The following is a 16579-nucleotide window of genomic DNA, read 5'->3' as shown; positions in this document are numbered from 1 at the left end:
CATAAACAGGTGAGTTTTCATCGCTCTCGCGATGAAAATCATGGTTGAAGGTGATTAAGTGCTTGATGCGCTCCAAACACTCAATTCATTACATTTAATTCTTCGGTACGACGTGGCGGATAGCTTTCCCATTTACTGCAGCCAGGACATTGCCAGTAGTACTGCCGCGCCTTGAAGCCGCAATTGCTGCACTGATAGCGCGCGAGCTTCTGCGTGTAGCCATGCACCAGGTTCTTCACCATTGACAGTTCGGAACGCATCTCTGGCGGCGCATCCAATAAACGCGCTTCGAGCAATTTATCCAAACCTAACAGGGTTGGTGTGCGGCGCAATTCATCGCTGACCATTTGCGTCGCAGCATCTACACCTTCCAATTCCAGTACGGCTTGAAAGACGACTTCCAGCAAATCGATGGAAGAAGCTTCGGTCAAATAAAACTTCAACAGGTTCACGCCCTCTTGCGCGCGCCCCACAGCGCGATAACCATCCATCAAACGTTGTGCAACCAAGGCCACATGCGGCACGCTCTGATGCTCAACACGACGCCATGCAAGCAAGGCGGCTTCGGTGTCACCTTGCGCCAGGAAGGCATCGCCCATCAACATCGTTGCACGCACGTTTTTACGATCTGCGGCCAGTGCTTTTTCCAGCAAGGTAATTGCAGCATCCGGATGGGTGTGTACCAGCTCGTCCTGCGCCAACTCGCAATAAAATTGTGCGACTTCTTTTTGACGTCCACCGGCACCTGAGTCTTGCAGCGCCTCTGCAGCTTCGATGGCGCGTTCCCATTCTTTTTCGCGCTGATAAATTTCCAGCAAGGCACGACGTGCCTGTGCGCTGTATTGCGTGTCAATCAAAAGATTGAAGGTTTCTTCCGCTCTATCCAGCAAGCCGGCATTCAGATAATCCTGACCCAGCTCAAATTGCGCATGCACCTTGTGTTCTTGAGGCAAATCGGGACGTGCCAGCAAATTTTGATGTACGCGAATCGCACGCTCAGTCTCGCCGCGGCGGCGAAATAGATTACCGAGAGCGAAATGCAGTTCGACTGTTTCCGGGTCCAGTTTAACGATTTCGATGAAGGCATCGATCGCCTTGTCCGGTTGCTCGTTAAGCAGAAAATTCAAACCTTTGAAATAGCCGCGCGGCAAGCTGCGCGACTCGGAAACCAGTTGTTTGATATCTACGCGCGCAGCAATCCAGCCCAGAGTAAAAAAAGCGGGAACAGCGAGCAACCACCAAGTTTCAAATTCCATGCAATGCCGTATTTATTATTAGTTGATCAAATGGCTGAGTTTGCCGTTTAAAGATGTGAGGCTAACAGCGTTTAAAAATGTAATTATCGCTGCAGGTTTTATAGCTACAGTTATAGCTGAGAAACAGCATCCGGTTGCGGCGGTTGCGATTTAGCCAACAACTGCGCCTGCGCCTCGTTCTGTATCGTCAGGAGTGCTTTCTTGTTCTTTGCCACATCCCTGCGCGAGCGGAACACCATAGGCAGCATTGCCAACACACCCAACACTGCACCAGCGACAAAAAAGCCCAGCAACAATAAAACCAGCGGTCCTTGTATGACGTAACCCAGGAAAAACCGCAATGTCACTTCGTCCGTATTTTTCAAGGCAAAGCCGAAAAATATGATGAAAAATATGGCAGCAAGAATTCTGAACAGGATCTTCATGATGCTGATTCCTTTATTTAGGCGGGATGGATGGCCTTTACGCCGACCAAATCGGTGCAACTCTTAACTAATGAAATTGTACGTGAAAAAAAAACGGCATCCGAAGATGCCGTTCATATTTCAATGCAAACAACTCAGTCTTCAATGATTGGTTGTCCAACCATCGCATCCACACGCTCGCGCAACTGTTTGCCAGGCTTGAAATGCGGCACACGTTTTTCGGGAACCATCACTTTGTCACCCGACTTCGGATTGCGACCGATGCGCGGTGGACGGCTGTTAAGCGCAAAGCTGCCAAAACCACGGATCTCAATGCGCTGTCCGGTTGCCAAGGCATCGGACATCGCATCGAGGATGGTTTTGACCGCGTAATCCGCATCCTTGGCTACCAGTTGCGGATAACGCTCAGCCAGACGGGCAATCAGCTCCGACTTTGTCATTGATGCTTACTTAGTTCTTGCTGTTGTCGAGTTTGGCTTTCAGCAATGCACCGAGGCTGGTCGTACCCGACGCAGCGTTCGAATCTGTCGATGTCGACATTTTTTGCATTGCTTCTTGCGTTTCAACATTGTCTTTCGCTTTGATCGACAGTTGAATACCGCGTGCTTTGCGATCAACGTTGATGACCATAGCTTCGACTGTGTCGCCGACTTTCAGGTGCGTACCGGCATCTTCCACGCGATCGCGGGAGATTTCGGAAGCACGCAAGTAGCCTTCAACTTCTTCGGACAATTGGATCACTGCACCTTTAGGCTCAACCGATTTAACGGTACCAGTAACCAATGCGCCTTTGTCGTTCATGGCAGCGAAGTTGTTGAATGGGTCGCCTTCGAGTTGTTTGACGCCAAGGGAAACGCGTTCACGTTCGACGTCGATAGCCAACACGATTGCTTCCAGCTCATCACCTTTTTTGAAGCGACGAACCGCTTCTTCGCCGGTTTCTGTCCAGGACAGATCGGACAAGTGAACCAGACCGTCGATGTTGCCAGCCAGACCGATGAACACGCCGAAGTCGGTGATCGATTTGATCGCGCCGCGGACTTTGTCACCTTTCTTGTGGGTGACTGCGAAGTCGTCCCAAGGATTGGCTTTGCACTGTTTCATGCCGAGGCTGATACGACGACGTTCTTCGTCGATTTCCAGAACCATGACTTCAACTTCGTCGCCCAATTGGACAACTTTGTTTGGCGCCACGTTTTTGTTGGTCCAGTCCATTTCGGAAACGTGAACCAGGCCTTCGATGCCTTGTTCAACTTCAACGAACGAGCCGTAGTCGGTCAGGTTGGTGACTTTACCGAACAGGCGTGTGCCTTGTGGGTAACGACGTGACAGACCGGTCCATGGATCGTCGCCCAATTGTTTGACGCCCAGCGAAACACGGTTTTTCTCTTGATCGTATTTCAGTACTTTTGCGGTGATTTCTTGACCGACAGTCAGTACTTCCGATGGGTGACGCACACGACGCCATGCCAGATCGGTGATGTGCAACAGGCCGTCGATACCGCCCAGATCCACGAACGCGCCGTAGTCGGTGATATTTTTGACGACGCCGGTTACTACCGTGCCTTCTTTGAGTGTTTCCATCAATTTTTGACGCTCTTCGCCCATCGATGCTTCGATGACAGCGCGACGTGACAACACAACGTTGTTACGTTTGCGATCAAGTTTGATGACTTTGAATTCGAGAGTTTTACCTTCGAATGGGGTCGTGTCCTTGACAGGACGTGTATCGACCAGCGAACCCGGCAAGAATGCGCGGATGCCATTGGTCAAAACGGTCAGACCGCCTTTGACTTTACCGTTAACGGTACCGATAACGATTTCACCAGACTCCATCGCTTTTTCGAGCGAGAGCCACGACGCCAGGCGTTTAGCCTTGTCGCGCGACAAGATCGTGTCGCCAAAACCGTTTTCGAGGGATTCGATTGCGACGGAAATAAAATCGCCAACGTTGACTTCGAGTTCGCCATTGTCGTTTTTGAATTCTTCGATTGGAATAAATGCTTCCGACTTCAAGCCAGCGTTCACGATCACGAAGTTGTGGTCGAGGCGAACGACTTCAGCCGAAATCACTTCACCGGAACGCATGTCCTGACGTGACAACGATTCTTCAAAAAGAGCGGCAAAACTTTCCATGCCAACAGGTGTATCTGAGGTAGAGGTGACAACAGTAGTCATAAGAGATATTTAAGCAGGTTGACCAGAATTCGTATTTTTTCGCTTCACTGCAAACTGAACTGCACAGTCAAGACGAACGAATAATGGGTTAGGTTTTTCAAAGCCCTCCAGACTTTGCGTCTGAACGGACAACGGGTACAACAATTTAAGACAGATAATTTATACGGCTTGCTTTGTTACTGCATACCAGCCAAGCACCTTTTCCACCGCCTGATTCACGGTCAAATCCGAGGTATCCAGCAAATACGCGCCTTCTGCCGGTTTGAGCGGAGCAACTGCGCGATTTGCATCACGGGCATCACGTTCGTTCAAATCTTTCAGGAGGTCTTGCATGTTAGCAGAAAATCCCTTGTCAATCAATTGCTTATAACGTCTTTCGGCGCGCGCCTCTGCACTGGCGGTCAGGAAGACTTTCAACTCCGCGTCTGGGAAAATCACGGTCCCCATATCGCGACCATCGGCAATCAGGCCTGGAGCTTCACGGAAACGCAGTTGCAAATCAACTAAAGCCTTGCGAACGGCTGGCAAGGCGGCAATTTTTGATGCCGTATTACCAACTTCTTCTGCCCGTATCGACATGGTGACGTTTTCACGATCAAGGAAGATGTCGCCATCCTTGAAGCCGCAATTCAGGCTTTCTACCGATTTTGCCAACGCTTGCTCATCATCCAGAGCGATGCCGCGATACAAGGCAGACAAGGCCGTCAGCCGATACAAGGCGCCAGAATCAAGGTAATGAAAACCCAATTCAGTCGCGACTAATTGTGCAACAGTGCCTTTGCCCGATGCAGTCGGACCGTCTATCGTGATAACGGGAATATGTGAAGATGTGGTCATTTTAAAAAAATCAGTTAAGTTCAAGCAACAACGATGGTGGCTTTGTTGCTCGGGAAAGCGAGTACTAACTTGCTCTATTTAGAACAAAGTATCTTCAGTCACTTTGGCAAAAGCATCAAAGTAATCCGGGAAAGTTTTAGCGACGCATTGCGGATCGTTAATACGCACTTTATTACCGCGACGTGCCGCGCCATCGAGTGTCGCCAGTGAGAAACACATAGCCATACGGTGATCATCGTAGGTATCGATTGCTGCGGTCTGAATCTCTTTCGGTGGCGTCACACGCAGATAATCTGCGCCCTCTTCCACTATCGCACCTAGCTTGCGCAGTTCAATCGCCATTGCACTGATGCGGTCGGTTTCCTTCACGCGCCAGCTAGCAATATTGCGCAAGGTGCTCGGGCCATCCGCGTACAAGGCAGCAACAGCGATCGTCATCGCCGCATCAGGGATATGGTTGAAGTCGGCATCGATCGCACGCAACACGCCATTCGATTCAGCTTCTATCCAGTTGTCGCCCATGCGAATAGTCGCGCCCATTTGTTCGAGCGCCTCGACAAAACGTACGTCACCCTGAATACTGTCCTTGCCTACACCTTCCACGCGTACCGGGCCGCCCGCAATTGCGCCAGCCGCAAGAAAGTAGGAAGCCGACGACGCATCGCCTTCCACATGGATAGTGCCTGGGCTGACATAGCGCTGGCCGGCAGCAATCGTGAACGACTGCCAACCGTCGCGTTGTACGGTAACGCCGAAGCGTCGAATCAGATTCAGCGTAATTTCTATATACGGTTTGGAAATCAATTCGCCGATCACATCAATCTGCACATCCTGTTCGCGCGCCATCAACGGTGCCGCCATTAACAATGCAGTCAGGAACTGACTGGAAACATTGCCGCGCACCTGCATGCGCTGCGCATGTATGCGACCGCGCTGAATATGCAATGGCGGATAACCCGCCTCGCCGGTGTATTCGATATGCGTACCAACGGCATTCAATGCCTCGACCAGATCGGCAATCGGACGTTCATGCATGCGCGACACGCCATGCAAGGTGTAATCGCCACCGGTGACTGCCAGCGCAGCAGTCAATGGGCGTATCGCCGTGCCGGCATTCCCCATGAATAAATCTGTCTGATGCACAGGAAACGAGCCGTTCACGCCATGCACAATGTAATCTTGCGACTCGCCGATTTGCTCCCACTTCACGCCGAGTTTTTGCAGAGCCATCAACATCACATGCGTGTCGTCAGATGCCAGCAAGTCCTTGATGTGCGTCGTGCCATCGGCCAAAGCTGCGAGCAGCAAAGTGCGATTGGAAATACTTTTTGAACCGGGAAGACGCACTACGCCTTTGGCGTGCATCGCCGGTTGCAGGTCAAGATAATGCGGATAGTGTTTCATTTATCGCTGTCTTGTTTAGGCTGAATTTCCGCCGTTTCTATACTGCGCTGCCAATTCTGGCGCGCACGCTGTGCATTGGAAAACATTGCATACATTGCGTCGCCGTCACCCGCCGCCAACTGCGCACGAAAGCGCGTCAACTGGGCGATGTACGCATCCAACTCCGCCAATATTGCAGTTTGATTAGTCAGGCTGATATCGCGCCACATTTCCGGCGAAGAAGCAGCGATCCGCGTGAAATCACGAAAGCCACTTGCTGCGTACTGAAACAGCAAATCGGCATTTGGTTTATTTGCAATGTCGTCAACCAAAGCGTAGGCCAGCAAATGCGGTAGGTGGCTGACTGCGGCAAAAACCGCATCGTGATTTTCTGGCGTCAATTCATGGACAATGGCACCACACTGTTGCCATGCTTGCGCTACTACCGCGATCTGCTCAACGGAGTTTTCTGGCAAGGCAGTCAACACGACTTTTTTAGCCACATACAAACTGGCGATCGCCGCATCAGGACCGGTAGCCTCCAATCCTGCGATCGGATGTCCTGGTACAAACTGTCCGATTTTTTCACCCAGTGCGCGGCGTGCTGCAAGCACGACTTCGCCTTTGATACTGCCGGCATCGGTCACTACCGTTTGCTTTTGCAGATAAGGTTTGATCGCAGCAAGCATGGCTTCGGTCTGCGCTACCGGCACTGCCAGCAACACCAGATCGGCATTCTTCAAAGATTCTTCGATAGACGTGCTGATGACGTCAATGATGCCGAGTTCTTTGGCCCGCAACAATGAAGTCTGGGTTCGACCGACACCGACGATCTGTTCTACTGCATTGGCTTTTCGCAAGGCAAGTGCAAACGAACTGCCTATCAAACCTACACCGAAGATGACGATTTTTTTTAGCACGTGAGGAAAAGGAAAGTAGTTGATCGGTTCAGTTAAAAATCGAACGATGGCTGTGCATTACAAACTCAAGCCAAGGCCTTTTTCAATGCAGCGATACAGATCGCGTTTTCTTCTGGCAAGCCGATTGAAATACGCAACCATTGAGGCAAACCATAATTACCAACCGGGCGCACGATCACGCCTTGTTTCAGCAATGCCAAATTGACGCGAGCACCAGCACTGTCGTCAGTACCGACTTTGACCAATACGAAGTTGCCGCTGGACGGCACATATGCAAGCTTCAATTCGTCAAAAGCTTGTGTAAGTTGACGATAACCTGCGGCATTCAGTTGTGCACTCTTTTCGACAAAGGCTTTGTCATTCAATGCAGCAATCGCAGCGGCTTGCGCCAGCGAATTGACGTTGAAGGGCTGGCGTATGCGATTCAGCAAATCGGTAATGCCAGGCTGCGCAATGCCATAACCAATCCGCAAACCCGCCAAACCGTAAACCTTGGACATCGAACGCGACACCAGCAGATTCGGATATTGGCTCACCCATGCGATGGAATCGTATTGCAATTCCGGCGCGAGAAATTCTGTGTAAGCCTCATCCAGCACGACGACGACGTTCGGTGGCACGCGTTTAAGAAATGCTTCGATCTCATGTCCGGGAATAAATGTCCCGGTTGGATTGTTTGGATTGGCGACGAAGATCAAACGTGTATCGGCTTCAATCGCATCCACCATCGCATCCAGATCATGACCAAAATCTTTTGCCGCAATAACCAGCGAACGACCACCGACTGCCTGCGTCGCCAACGGATAAACCGCAAACGAATACTGCGCATAGATCACCGATTGTCCCGGCTGCACAAATGCATGTGCCGACAATTCCAGAATATCGTTACTGCCATTGCCGAGCGTAATCCACTCTGCAGGCACGCCGTATTTTGCGGTGATGGCAGCCTTTAAATCGAAGCCATTACCGTCCGGATAACGGCCGGCATCTGCCATGGCCAGCTCCATCGCCTTCTTTGCCGACTCGGGCATGCCCAGCGGATTTTCATTGGAGGCAAGTTTGACGATTTTCGCTTCGTCGAGACCGAACTCACGCGCAACTTCCGCAATCGGTCTACCTCCTTGATAAGGCGCAATCGCACGAACGTAATCAGGGCCGAACTGAATTGACATAAAGGATTCCAGAACAAGAATGACTATTGCCAGAATGGCGTCGCTGCGTTTGCAACCAGGCGCTCAGGAGCAACAGACAAATCAAATTACAAACTGAATGGATACGAACCGAGTACTTTGAAAAATGCGGAGTTATCTTTCAACTCCTTCAATGCATCTGCCACTTTGCTGTCTTTCAAATGGCCTTCCACATCGACGTAGAAATAATATTCCCAGGTACCCATGCGTGCCGGACGGGATTCAAAACGCGTCATCGACACGCCATGCTTCGCCAGCGGTGCCAGCAAATTGTAGACAGCGCCCGCCTTGTTCGGCACCGACAACACCAGCGATGTTTGATCCTTGCCGCTAGGTGCAGTATGCAAACGGCCGATCACCGCGAAGCGCGTGCGATTGTGCGGATCATCCTGGATATGGGCTTTGACGACTTGCAGACTGTAATTTTTACCGGCGATCTCGCTGGCGATAGCGGCAACCGTTGGATCTTCACCTGCCAGACGAGCCGCTTCACCGTTGGACGCAACGGCGCGACGTTCGATGTTGGGATAGTTCTGGTTGAGCCACAACTGGCATTGCGCCAACGCTTGCGAATGTGCGCATATGCTTTTGATGTCGTTCATGTTGCCGGAACGCGTCATCAAACTGTGATTAACCTGTATCGATACTTCGCCGCTCAGAGTCAAAGTCGTTTGCAACAACAAATCGAGTGTGCGATTGATTACGCCTTCGGAAGAATTTTCAATCGGCACGACGCCAAAATCTGCAGTGCCGGCTTCCGTTGCACGGAACACTTCATCGATGGATGCGCATGGCATACCTTCCACCGCGCGGCCGAATTGCTGATACACCGCTTGTTCGCTGAAGGTTCCTGCCGGGCCTAGATACGCAACCGTCACGCGTTTTTCCAGCGCACGACAAGCCGACATCACTTCACGAAAAACGGTTTGAATATCCGTATCTAAAAGTGGACCTGGATTACGTTCCGCCACGCTGCGCAAAATCTGCGCTTCACGCTCAGGGCGAAAAACCGGCGCATTGGTTTCTGCCTTGACGTGGCCGACTTGCTGCGCGACGCGTGCGCGCTGATTCAGCAAATCAAGGATTTGCGCATCGATTGCGTCGATTTGTACACGCAGCGGTTTGAGCTTGTCGTCCATCGTCATCTTATTCAAACACGTTAAATCTTTTTGATTCGAACGAGAATCAAGCGTATTTTTTCTCGAAGTCCTTCATGAAGGCAACCAGTGCCTGCACACCTTCAATTGGCATTGCATTGTAAATCGATGCACGCATGCCGCCGGCTGAACTATGACCTTTGAGTTGCACCAGATCGTTTTGCTCGGCCTCAGCGATGAACTTGCCGTTCAGCGATTCGTCTTTCAGGAAAAACGGTACGTTCATGCGCGAACGGTTCGCTGCCGGCACTTTATTGATATAGAAATCTGTCGAATTCAGATAGTCGTATATCAATTTCGCTTTAGCGATATTGTTTTTCTCCATTGCCGCAACACCACCATGGCGCTTCATCCATTGGAAGGTCAGGCCGGCAATATAGATAGGATACGTTGGTGGCGTATTGAACATGGAGTCATGTTCATCAACCATCTTCCAGTCAAATGCCGACGGGCAAATTGGCAATGCATGCCCCAGCATGTCGTCACGCACGATGACAATCGTCAGGCCAGCAGGGCCGATATTCTTTTGTGCTCCGGCATAAATCACGGCGTACTTGGAAACATCGATTTCGCGCGACAGAATATTCGACGACATATCCGCCACCAAAGGCACATTGCCTACGTCCGGAGTGAAATCGAACTCGACACCACCGATGGTTTCGTTCGTGCAGATATGCACGTAAGCAGCATCCGGCGTCAGCATCCATGTATCGCGTGCAGGCACGTGATTGAAGCCTGAATCTTCCGACGATGCGGCAATGTTCACCTTCGCATACTTGTGCGCTTCTTCTATACTCTTGACTGACCAGTGGCCGGTATTGACGAAATCGATCGTGGCAGGTTGCGATTTCTTGCCTATCAGATTCAAAGGGATGATCGCATTTTCAGCGATGGCACCGCCTTGCATGAACAGAATTTTATAATTGTCCGGAATCGCCATCAACTCGCGCAAATCGTTTTTTGCGGTTGCCAGGATTTCCGTGAATTCGCGCCCGCGATGACTCATCTCCATGACTGACAAACCGCAACCTCTCCAGTTTGTCATTTCATCCGCAGCTTGCTGAATTACTTCTTGTGCAATAGCAGCAGGACCCGGTGAAAAGTTATACACGCGCTTCATTATTCTTCTTCCTCCGTACCGGATTGATCTTCTTCAATATCTGATTCAAGTATGCGTTGCAGTCCGCTCAACTTGGTGCCGTCTTCGACCGCGATCAAGGTCACGCCTTGAGTCGCACGACCCATTTCGCGAATTTCTGCAACACGGGTGCGAATCAATACACCGCCGGTTGTAATCAACATGATTTCGTCAGCTGCGTCCACCAGAGTGGCCGCTACGACTTTGCCATTACGCTCGCTGGTCTGGATTGCGATCATGCCTTTGGTGCCACGACCGTGACGTGTGTACTCGGTAATCGGCGTACGTTTGCCGAAACCGTTTTCTGTCGCGGTCAGCACCGATTGTTGTTCGTTCTCGGCCACCAGCAAGGCGATGACTTGTTGCCCGTCTTCCAGATTCATGCCGCGTACGCCACGCGCTGTACGGCCCATAGGACGCACATCATTTTCGTCAAAGCGCACTGCCTTGCCGGAATCGGAGAACAACATCACATCATGTTTGCCGTCTGTCAGCGCAGCGCCAATCAGGAAATCGCCGTCATCCAGATCGACCGCAATAATGCCGGCCTTGCGTGGATTGCTGAAATCGCTGAGCGAGGTTTTCTTCACGGTACCGAGGCTGGTCGACATGAAGATATAGCGATCTTCAGGGAAGGTACGATTCTCGCCAGAGACTGGCAGGATCACCGTAATTTTTTCACCATCCTGCAACGGGAACATGTTGACGATAGGCTTGCCGCGCGAGTTGCGCGAACCTTGCGGCACTTCCCATACTTTCAGCCAGTACATGCGACCGCGATTACTGAAGCACAAAATGTAATCGTGGGTATTGGCGATGAACAGTTGATCGATCCAGTCGTCTTCCTTGGTCGCCATCGCCTGCTTGCCGCGACCACCACGTTTTTGCGCGCGGTACTCGGTAATTGGCTGCGACTTCATGTAACCGGTATGCGACAGGGTCACGACCATATCCTGCGGGGTGATCAAATCTTCGGTGCCCAAGTCAGTTGCGTTCAGTTCGATCGTCGAACGGCGCTCATCCTTGTTGCCGATACCATATTCATTTTTCACTGCAGTCAGTTCGTCGGTGATGATGATGGTGACGCGTTCAGGCTTGGACAGAATATCGAGCAGATCGGCGATCTGATCCATGACTTCTTTGTACTCATTGACGATCTTGTCTTGTTCCAGACCAGTCAGGCGCTGCAGACGCATCTGCAAAATTTCCTGCGCTTGATCGTCAGACAGTTTGTACAAGCCGTCAGGCTGAATACCATATTGCTTAGGTAAATTTTCCGGGCGGAAGGCATCGATGCCACCGAGTCCTTCGCCAGTACGCGCCAGCATCTCACGCACAACAGACGAATCCCAGGCACGCGCCATCAAGTCAACTTTCGCTACCGGCGGAGTCGGAGCCGCTTTGATGATGGCGATAAAGTTATCGATGTTTGCCAAGGCAACTGCCAGGCCTTCCAACACGTGGCCGCGTTCACGCGCCTTGCGCAACTCGAATATCGTGCGGCGCGTAACGACTTCACGACGGTGCGACAGGAAGCATTCCAGCATCTGCTTCAGGTTCAGCAACTTCGGCTGGTTGTCGACCAATGCCACCATATTCATGCCGAAGGTGTCTTGCAACTGAGTCTGTTTGTACAGATTGTTCAGCACGACTTCCGGCACTTCATTACGTTTCAATTCGATCACGACACGCATACCCGACTTATCGGACTCGTCGCGAATATCGGAAATGCCGTCGAGCTTTTTGTCGCGCACTAACTCTGCAATGCGTTCCAGCAGCGACTTCTTATTAACCTGATACGGCAGCTCGTCGACGATGATCGCAGCACGGTTTTCCTTGCCGTATTCTTCGAAATGCGTTTTCGCGCGCATGACGACACGGCCGCGGCCAGTGCGATAGCCATCGCGTACGCCGGACACACCGTAAATAATACCGCCAGTAGGGAAATCCGGTGCCGGAATGATCTCGATCAGTTCATCAACAGTCACGTCGGCATTGCGTAATACATGCAATGCGCCGTCGATGATTTCAGTGATGTTATGCGGCGGAATATTGGTCGCCATACCGACTGCAATACCGGACGAGCCGTTGATCAGCAGATTCGGAATCTTGGTCGGCAGTACCGACGGTTCACGTTCCTTGCCGTCATAGTTCGGCACGAAGTCGACAGTATCTTTATCGATATCGGCCAGAATCTCGTTCGCCAACTTATCCAGGCGACACTCTGTGTAACGCATCGCCGCAGCGTTGTCGCCATCGACCGAACCGAAGTTGCCCTGCCCGTCAACCAGCATATAGCGCAGCGAAAATGGCTGTGCCATGCGCACCAGCGTGTCGTAGATCGACTGATCGCCGTGCGGATGGTATTTACCCATCGTTTCACCGACCACGCGCGCGCATTTTACGTACGGGCGATTCCAGACATTGTTCATTTCATGCATCGCAAACAGAACTCGGCGATGTACCGGCTTCAAGCCGTCGCGTACGTCCGGTAATGCACGCCCTACAATCACGCTCATCGCGTAATCGAGGTAACTTTTGCGCATCTCTTCTTCAAGCGAAATCGGAATTGTTTCTTTAGCGAATTGATCCATTGGCGGTTCGTCTGGTCTTTGGCTAGGGTTTGATAATGAAGAATCGACAGCTTAAGTTACTAAATCAGGCAAATACTGACTTGCCTAATAAGCAAATACGCGAGCGATCCGGCAAATCGTAGATTTTAACACGGCAGACGACTCTTCTTGCCGCTTTTGGCATCCAGGGAACTTTGTAAGCAATGATCAATGTCAGGGCTGAATCCCAGAAAAATATGTTTAAATGCGAGCTGCTGAAAAGATGCCCTCATTTCCAGAACACCCGCCTTCAAGAGAAAACATGATCAACAAACTGGCCTTAGTCGTATTGGTCGGCGCAACGTCGCCTTATGTCACAGCACAAACTAACGCGGACATTTCAGCGCCGTCGAGTCATTCCTATAATCAAAACAGTAGCGGCGTTATCACTCGCAGCGCATTTGGTCTCTGCTGGAGATCCGGCTCATGGACTGAGAATGACGCGATCGCAGGTTGCGATGGAGCTCTCGCATCGCCTATCCCAAACCCAACTGCTCCCGATCTGGTTTTGAACAAAGCGACACCAGCAGTGGCTGCCAAACCATGCGATTTCACATTCGCATTAGGCAGTGACCAAACCTTTGCATTTAATAAAGCTGAATTAAATAACGCTGCTAAACGCCGTATAGAACGCGACGTCTTACCCCGATTAGCGGAATGCAAGAATGTTAAAAGCATCACCATTACCGGCCACACTGACAATCTGGGCTCGACCCACGCCAATCAAATTCTTTCAGAAAAACGTGCGAAAGCTGTCGCCGATTATCTGAAGTCAAAAGGAGCCCTCGTCACAATGAATGTAATCGGCGTAGGCTCAACCCAGGCACTTAAATCGTGCAACGAGAAATTAACGCACTCAAAATTGATTAGCTGCCTGGCACCAAATCGGCGCGTTTTGATTGAAGTGATAAATTCCGAAAAACAGTAAAACTGCAAGAAATTACTAAAAATTAACTCGGAATATGAACCTTTTTTAATGTCCAAAGGTCAATGTTTTGCTAGAAGAAACATTGAACAGCTTCGCGTTGTGCGATTACAACAGTTATAGAAAAACGATAATCTGTGTATTTAACAAGGACCGCTGAATCAATAGGCTATGGCAGAATAGTAAGAAGTTAAATTATTGCATGTGAACAATTTGTTTCATGCGGTTTTTGAAGCGCGTGTTATCATCGACATCCGATGTCATTTACGTAATTTACGCAGTTTATCTGCGGATATCTCACTCGAGAGGAGAAAGAAATATGAATAAATTAGCAAAACTCGTCTTCGCTGCATCCGCGGTCGTTGCGTTCTCGGCACAAGCCCAAACCGACATCAAAGCAAGCACACCAAAAAGCGCTTACGCTCAAGCTTCGAACGGCACTATCGTTCGTAGTGGTACTGGTCTTTGCTGGCACACTGGCTACTGGACTCCAGCTGACTCCGTTGCAGGTTGCGACGGTGCATTGGTAGCTGCAGCAGCTCCAGCTGGCGCAGCTCCAGCTGGCGCAGCTCCAGTTCCAACAGCAGAAAAAGTTACGTTTGCAGCTGATGCATTCTTTGACTTCGATAAAGCAACTCTGAAGCCAGAAGGCAAAGCCAAGCTTGACGACCTGGCTTCCAAGCTCAACAGCTTGAACCTGGAAGTTATCATCGCAGTTGGCCATACTGACTCCGTTGGTTCCGATGCTTACAACCAAAAACTGTCGATCCGCCGCGCTGAAGCTGTTAAAGGCTACCTCGTGAACAAAGGTGTTGATGCAAAACGCGTCTACACTGAAGGCAAAGGCGAAAAACAACCAGTTGCTACCAATAAAACAGCAGCTGGCCGCGCACAAAACCGTCGCGTAGAAATCGAAGTTGTTGGTACACGTAAATAATTCGTTTCATACGAATTAAAAAACCCCGCTACGGCGGGGTTTTTTTTCGCACATAATTTGTGCATCTAATTTCCAATTGACGAAATCCCGCTCTCTGCACTTTCCAGTTATCATTTAGCCCATGAATGCTGATCCATTAGAACTGAAAAAATTTAGCGACTTGGCCCACCAATGGTGGGATCCCACATCGGAATTTCGCCCTTTGCATGAAATCAATCCATTACGACTTGAATGGATTAATAGTCGAGCACCTTTAGCAGGCAAAACCGTCATCGACATCGGTTGCGGCGGCGGCATCCTTACTGAATCGATGGCAAAAAAAGGCGCGAATGTCACCGGAATAGATCTATCCGAAAAAGCCCTCAAGGTTGCCGACCTGCACAGCCTCGAATCCGGCGTGCAAGTACGCTATGAATTAATCGCAGCAGAAAGCATGGCAGAACGCGAAGCCGGCAAGTTCGATATAGTGACCTGCATGGAAATGCTGGAACACGTACCCGATCCCTCAGCCATCGTCGCAGCCTGTGCAAAACTTGCGAAACCTGGTGGCAAGATATTTTTCTCCACCATCAATCGCAATCCAAAAGCGTATTTGCACGCAGTCATAGGCGCTGAATATCTGCTGAGATTGCTACCCAAAGGTACGCACGATTACGCCAAATTCATCACGCCTGCGGAGTTATCACGCTTTGCGCGCGATGCCGGATTGACGATAGACATGCTCAAAGGCATGGGCTTCAATCCCCTGACGCAAATCTACTCACTGCATCAAGACACAAGCGTCAATTATTTAATCGCTTGCACCAAGCCAGCCTGATTTTCAATTTAAGCTAATACTTTTTCGCACGTGCGATAAAGCATTAGCTTGATCTGACCTTACTGAGTTCGCATGACATTACCTATACCCCAAGCCATCCTGTTTGACCTAGACGGCACACTCGCGGACACAGCCCCCGACTTGGCTGGCGCAGTGAATCAATTGCGTATTTCTCGCGGGCTGGCACCAACCGATTACGAATTGCTTCGCCCTGTCGCTTCCGCAGGTGCACGTGGCTTGATAGGCGTCGCATTCGGCATCACGCCGCAAGATGTTGGCTACATAGAACTGCGCGATGAATTCCTGCAAAACTATGAAGCTGCAATCGCAGTAAAAAGTCGGCTGTTTGAGGGCGTAACAGAACTGTTATTCGGCTTGCAGGAAAAAGGTATCGCATGGGGCATCGTCACCAACAAGATTGCCTATCTGACTGATCAACTGGTGCCAAAGATCGGCCTGCATCACGCTGCCTGCGTTATCTCAGGCGATACGACTTCCCACTCAAAACCGCATCCTGCGCCACTGTATGAAGCCGCCAAACGTATCAATGTTCAAGCAGAACACTGCTGGTATGTCGGCGACGATCTGCGGGATATCCAGGCGGGACAAGCTGCCGGCATGACAACGATTGCAGCAGCATGGGGATATTGCGGGGAAGTTGCACCGGCGACATGGAATGCCAATGCTTTAGTCGACTCGCCGCAGCAACTTCTGGCATTGCTCGGCCAGCAACGATAAAGCATTTTCCCTATTCAAGAGCCACTACACCGCGCCCTTGAATCAGGCATGAAGCACCCCATCTAA

Annotated in this window: 15 protein-coding genes; 4 read left to right on the top strand and 11 right to left on the bottom strand. The window is 50.7% G+C overall.

Annotation, left to right across the window (positions count from 1 at the left end; translation table 11 throughout):
* Nucleotides 1-80: 80 nt before the first annotated feature.
* From lapB to gyrA, 11 genes are all read right to left on the bottom strand, one after another.
* Nucleotides 81-1256, bottom strand: coding sequence for a lipopolysaccharide assembly protein LapB (gene lapB / locus Hfont_RS04850; RefSeq protein WP_112991108.1), 1176 nt, complete (start codon nt 1254-1256; stop codon nt 81-83).
* Nucleotides 1257-1366: 110 nt separating this feature from the next.
* A complete protein-coding gene (locus Hfont_RS04845) occupies nt 1367-1681 on the bottom strand; it encodes a lipopolysaccharide assembly protein LapA domain-containing protein (RefSeq protein ID WP_112991107.1) in 315 nt (104 codons plus the stop codon).
* 134 nt (nt 1682-1815) lie between these two features.
* The gene (locus Hfont_RS04840; protein WP_011871954.1) at nt 1816-2121 is read right to left on the bottom strand and encodes an integration host factor subunit beta; all 306 of its coding nucleotides are present in this window, start codon (nt 2119-2121) and stop codon (nt 1816-1818) included.
* 10 nt (nt 2122-2131) lie between these two features.
* The gene (gene rpsA, locus Hfont_RS04835; protein ID WP_112991105.1) at nt 2132-3817 is read right to left on the bottom strand and encodes a 30S ribosomal protein S1; all 1686 of its coding nucleotides are present in this window, start codon (nt 3815-3817) and stop codon (nt 2132-2134) included.
* Nucleotides 3818-4018: 201 nt separating this feature from the next.
* A complete protein-coding gene (gene cmk / locus Hfont_RS04830; RefSeq protein WP_112991104.1) occupies nt 4019-4696 on the bottom strand; it encodes a (d)CMP kinase in 678 nt (225 codons plus the stop codon).
* A gap of 78 nt (nt 4697-4774) precedes the next feature.
* Nucleotides 4775-6100 carry a 3-phosphoshikimate 1-carboxyvinyltransferase gene (gene aroA, locus Hfont_RS04825; RefSeq protein ID WP_112991102.1) on the bottom strand — a complete coding sequence of 442 codons (1326 nt, stop codon included), beginning with the start codon at nt 6098-6100 and terminating at the stop codon, nt 4775-4777.
* The gene (locus Hfont_RS04820) at nt 6097-6999 is read right to left on the bottom strand and encodes a prephenate dehydrogenase (protein WP_112991100.1); all 903 of its coding nucleotides are present in this window, start codon (nt 6997-6999) and stop codon (nt 6097-6099) included. The genes aroA and Hfont_RS04820 overlap by 4 nt, the downstream gene beginning before the upstream one ends.
* Before the next feature lie 65 nt (nt 7000-7064).
* On the bottom strand, nt 7065-8171 hold the full coding sequence (gene hisC, locus Hfont_RS04815; RefSeq protein ID WP_112991098.1) for a histidinol-phosphate transaminase: 1107 nt from the start codon (nt 8169-8171) through the stop codon (nt 7065-7067).
* Between the two features lie 86 nt (nt 8172-8257).
* The gene (gene pheA / locus Hfont_RS04810; protein ID WP_112991097.1) at nt 8258-9334 is read right to left on the bottom strand and encodes a prephenate dehydratase; all 1077 of its coding nucleotides are present in this window, start codon (nt 9332-9334) and stop codon (nt 8258-8260) included.
* 40 nt (nt 9335-9374) lie between these two features.
* Nucleotides 9375-10466 (bottom strand): 3-phosphoserine/phosphohydroxythreonine transaminase, encoded by a 1092-nt coding sequence (serC, locus tag Hfont_RS04805; protein ID WP_112991095.1) that lies wholly within the window; start codon nt 10464-10466, stop codon nt 9375-9377.
* Entirely contained in the window at nt 10466-13078 is a 2613-nt protein-coding gene (gene gyrA, locus Hfont_RS04800; RefSeq protein WP_112991093.1) for a DNA gyrase subunit A, read from the bottom strand. The genes serC and gyrA overlap by 1 nt, the downstream gene beginning before the upstream one ends.
* A gap of 280 nt (nt 13079-13358) precedes the next feature.
* Between gyrA and Hfont_RS04795 the strand changes: the two genes are divergently transcribed.
* From Hfont_RS04795 to Hfont_RS04780, 4 genes are all read left to right on the top strand, one after another.
* Nucleotides 13359-14024, top strand: a complete 666-nt coding sequence (locus Hfont_RS04795) for an OmpA family protein (RefSeq protein WP_112991091.1) — start codon at nt 13359-13361, stop codon at nt 14022-14024.
* 316 nt (nt 14025-14340) lie between these two features.
* Nucleotides 14341-14958, top strand: a complete 618-nt coding sequence (ompA, locus tag Hfont_RS04790; RefSeq protein ID WP_112991089.1) for an outer membrane protein OmpA — start codon at nt 14341-14343, stop codon at nt 14956-14958.
* 121 nt (nt 14959-15079) lie between these two features.
* A complete protein-coding gene (ubiG, locus tag Hfont_RS04785; RefSeq protein WP_112991087.1) occupies nt 15080-15775 on the top strand; it encodes a bifunctional 2-polyprenyl-6-hydroxyphenol methylase/3-demethylubiquinol 3-O-methyltransferase UbiG in 696 nt (231 codons plus the stop codon).
* A gap of 72 nt (nt 15776-15847) precedes the next feature.
* A complete protein-coding gene (locus Hfont_RS04780) occupies nt 15848-16513 on the top strand; it encodes an HAD family hydrolase (RefSeq protein WP_112991085.1) in 666 nt (221 codons plus the stop codon).
* Nucleotides 16514-16579: the final 66 nt, after the last annotated feature.

It is taken from the genome of Herminiimonas fonticola, assembly GCF_003293745.1.
Classification (GTDB): Bacteria; Pseudomonadota; Gammaproteobacteria; order Burkholderiales; family Burkholderiaceae_D; genus Oxalicibacterium; species Oxalicibacterium fonticola.
This window is presented reverse-complemented; position numbering and strand designations above follow the sequence as displayed.

What these genes read in the sequence shown, in the direction of transcription:
- lapB (WP_112991108.1), bottom strand. Translation starts at nt 1,256, where the DNA reads ATGGAATTTGAAACTTGGTGGTTGCTCGCTGTTCCCGCTTTTTTTACT.
- Hfont_RS04845 (WP_112991107.1), bottom strand. Translation starts at nt 1,681, where the DNA reads ATGAAGATCCTGTTCAGAATTCTTGCTGCCATATTTTTCATCATATTT.
- Hfont_RS04840 (WP_011871954.1), bottom strand. Translation starts at nt 2,121, where the DNA reads ATGACAAAGTCGGAGCTGATTGCCCGTCTGGCTGAGCGTTATCCGCAA.
- rpsA (WP_112991105.1), bottom strand. Translation starts at nt 3,817, where the DNA reads ATGGAAAGTTTTGCCGCTCTTTTTGAAGAATCGTTGTCACGTCAGGAC.
- cmk (WP_112991104.1), bottom strand. Translation starts at nt 4,696, where the DNA reads ATGACCACATCTTCACATATTCCCGTTATCACGATAGACGGTCCGACT.
- aroA (WP_112991102.1), bottom strand. Translation starts at nt 6,100, where the DNA reads ATGAAACACTATCCGCATTATCTTGACCTGCAACCGGCGATGCACGCC.
- hisC (WP_112991098.1), bottom strand. Translation starts at nt 8,171, where the DNA reads ATGTCAATTCAGTTCGGCCCTGATTACGTTCGTGCGATTGCGCCTTAT.
- pheA (WP_112991097.1), bottom strand. Translation starts at nt 9,334, where the DNA reads ATGACGATGGACGACAAGCTCAAACCGCTGCGTGTACAAATCGACGCA.
- serC (WP_112991095.1), bottom strand. Translation starts at nt 10,466, where the DNA reads ATGAAGCGCGTGTATAACTTTTCACCGGGTCCTGCTGCTATTGCACAA.
- gyrA (WP_112991093.1), bottom strand. Translation starts at nt 13,078, where the DNA reads ATGGATCAATTCGCTAAAGAAACAATTCCGATTTCGCTTGAAGAAGAG.
- Hfont_RS04795 (WP_112991091.1), top strand. Translation starts at nt 13,359, where the DNA reads ATGATCAACAAACTGGCCTTAGTCGTATTGGTCGGCGCAACGTCGCCT.
- ompA (WP_112991089.1), top strand. Translation starts at nt 14,341, where the DNA reads ATGAATAAATTAGCAAAACTCGTCTTCGCTGCATCCGCGGTCGTTGCG.
- ubiG (WP_112991087.1), top strand. Translation starts at nt 15,080, where the DNA reads ATGAATGCTGATCCATTAGAACTGAAAAAATTTAGCGACTTGGCCCAC.
- Hfont_RS04780 (WP_112991085.1), top strand. Translation starts at nt 15,848, where the DNA reads ATGACATTACCTATACCCCAAGCCATCCTGTTTGACCTAGACGGCACA.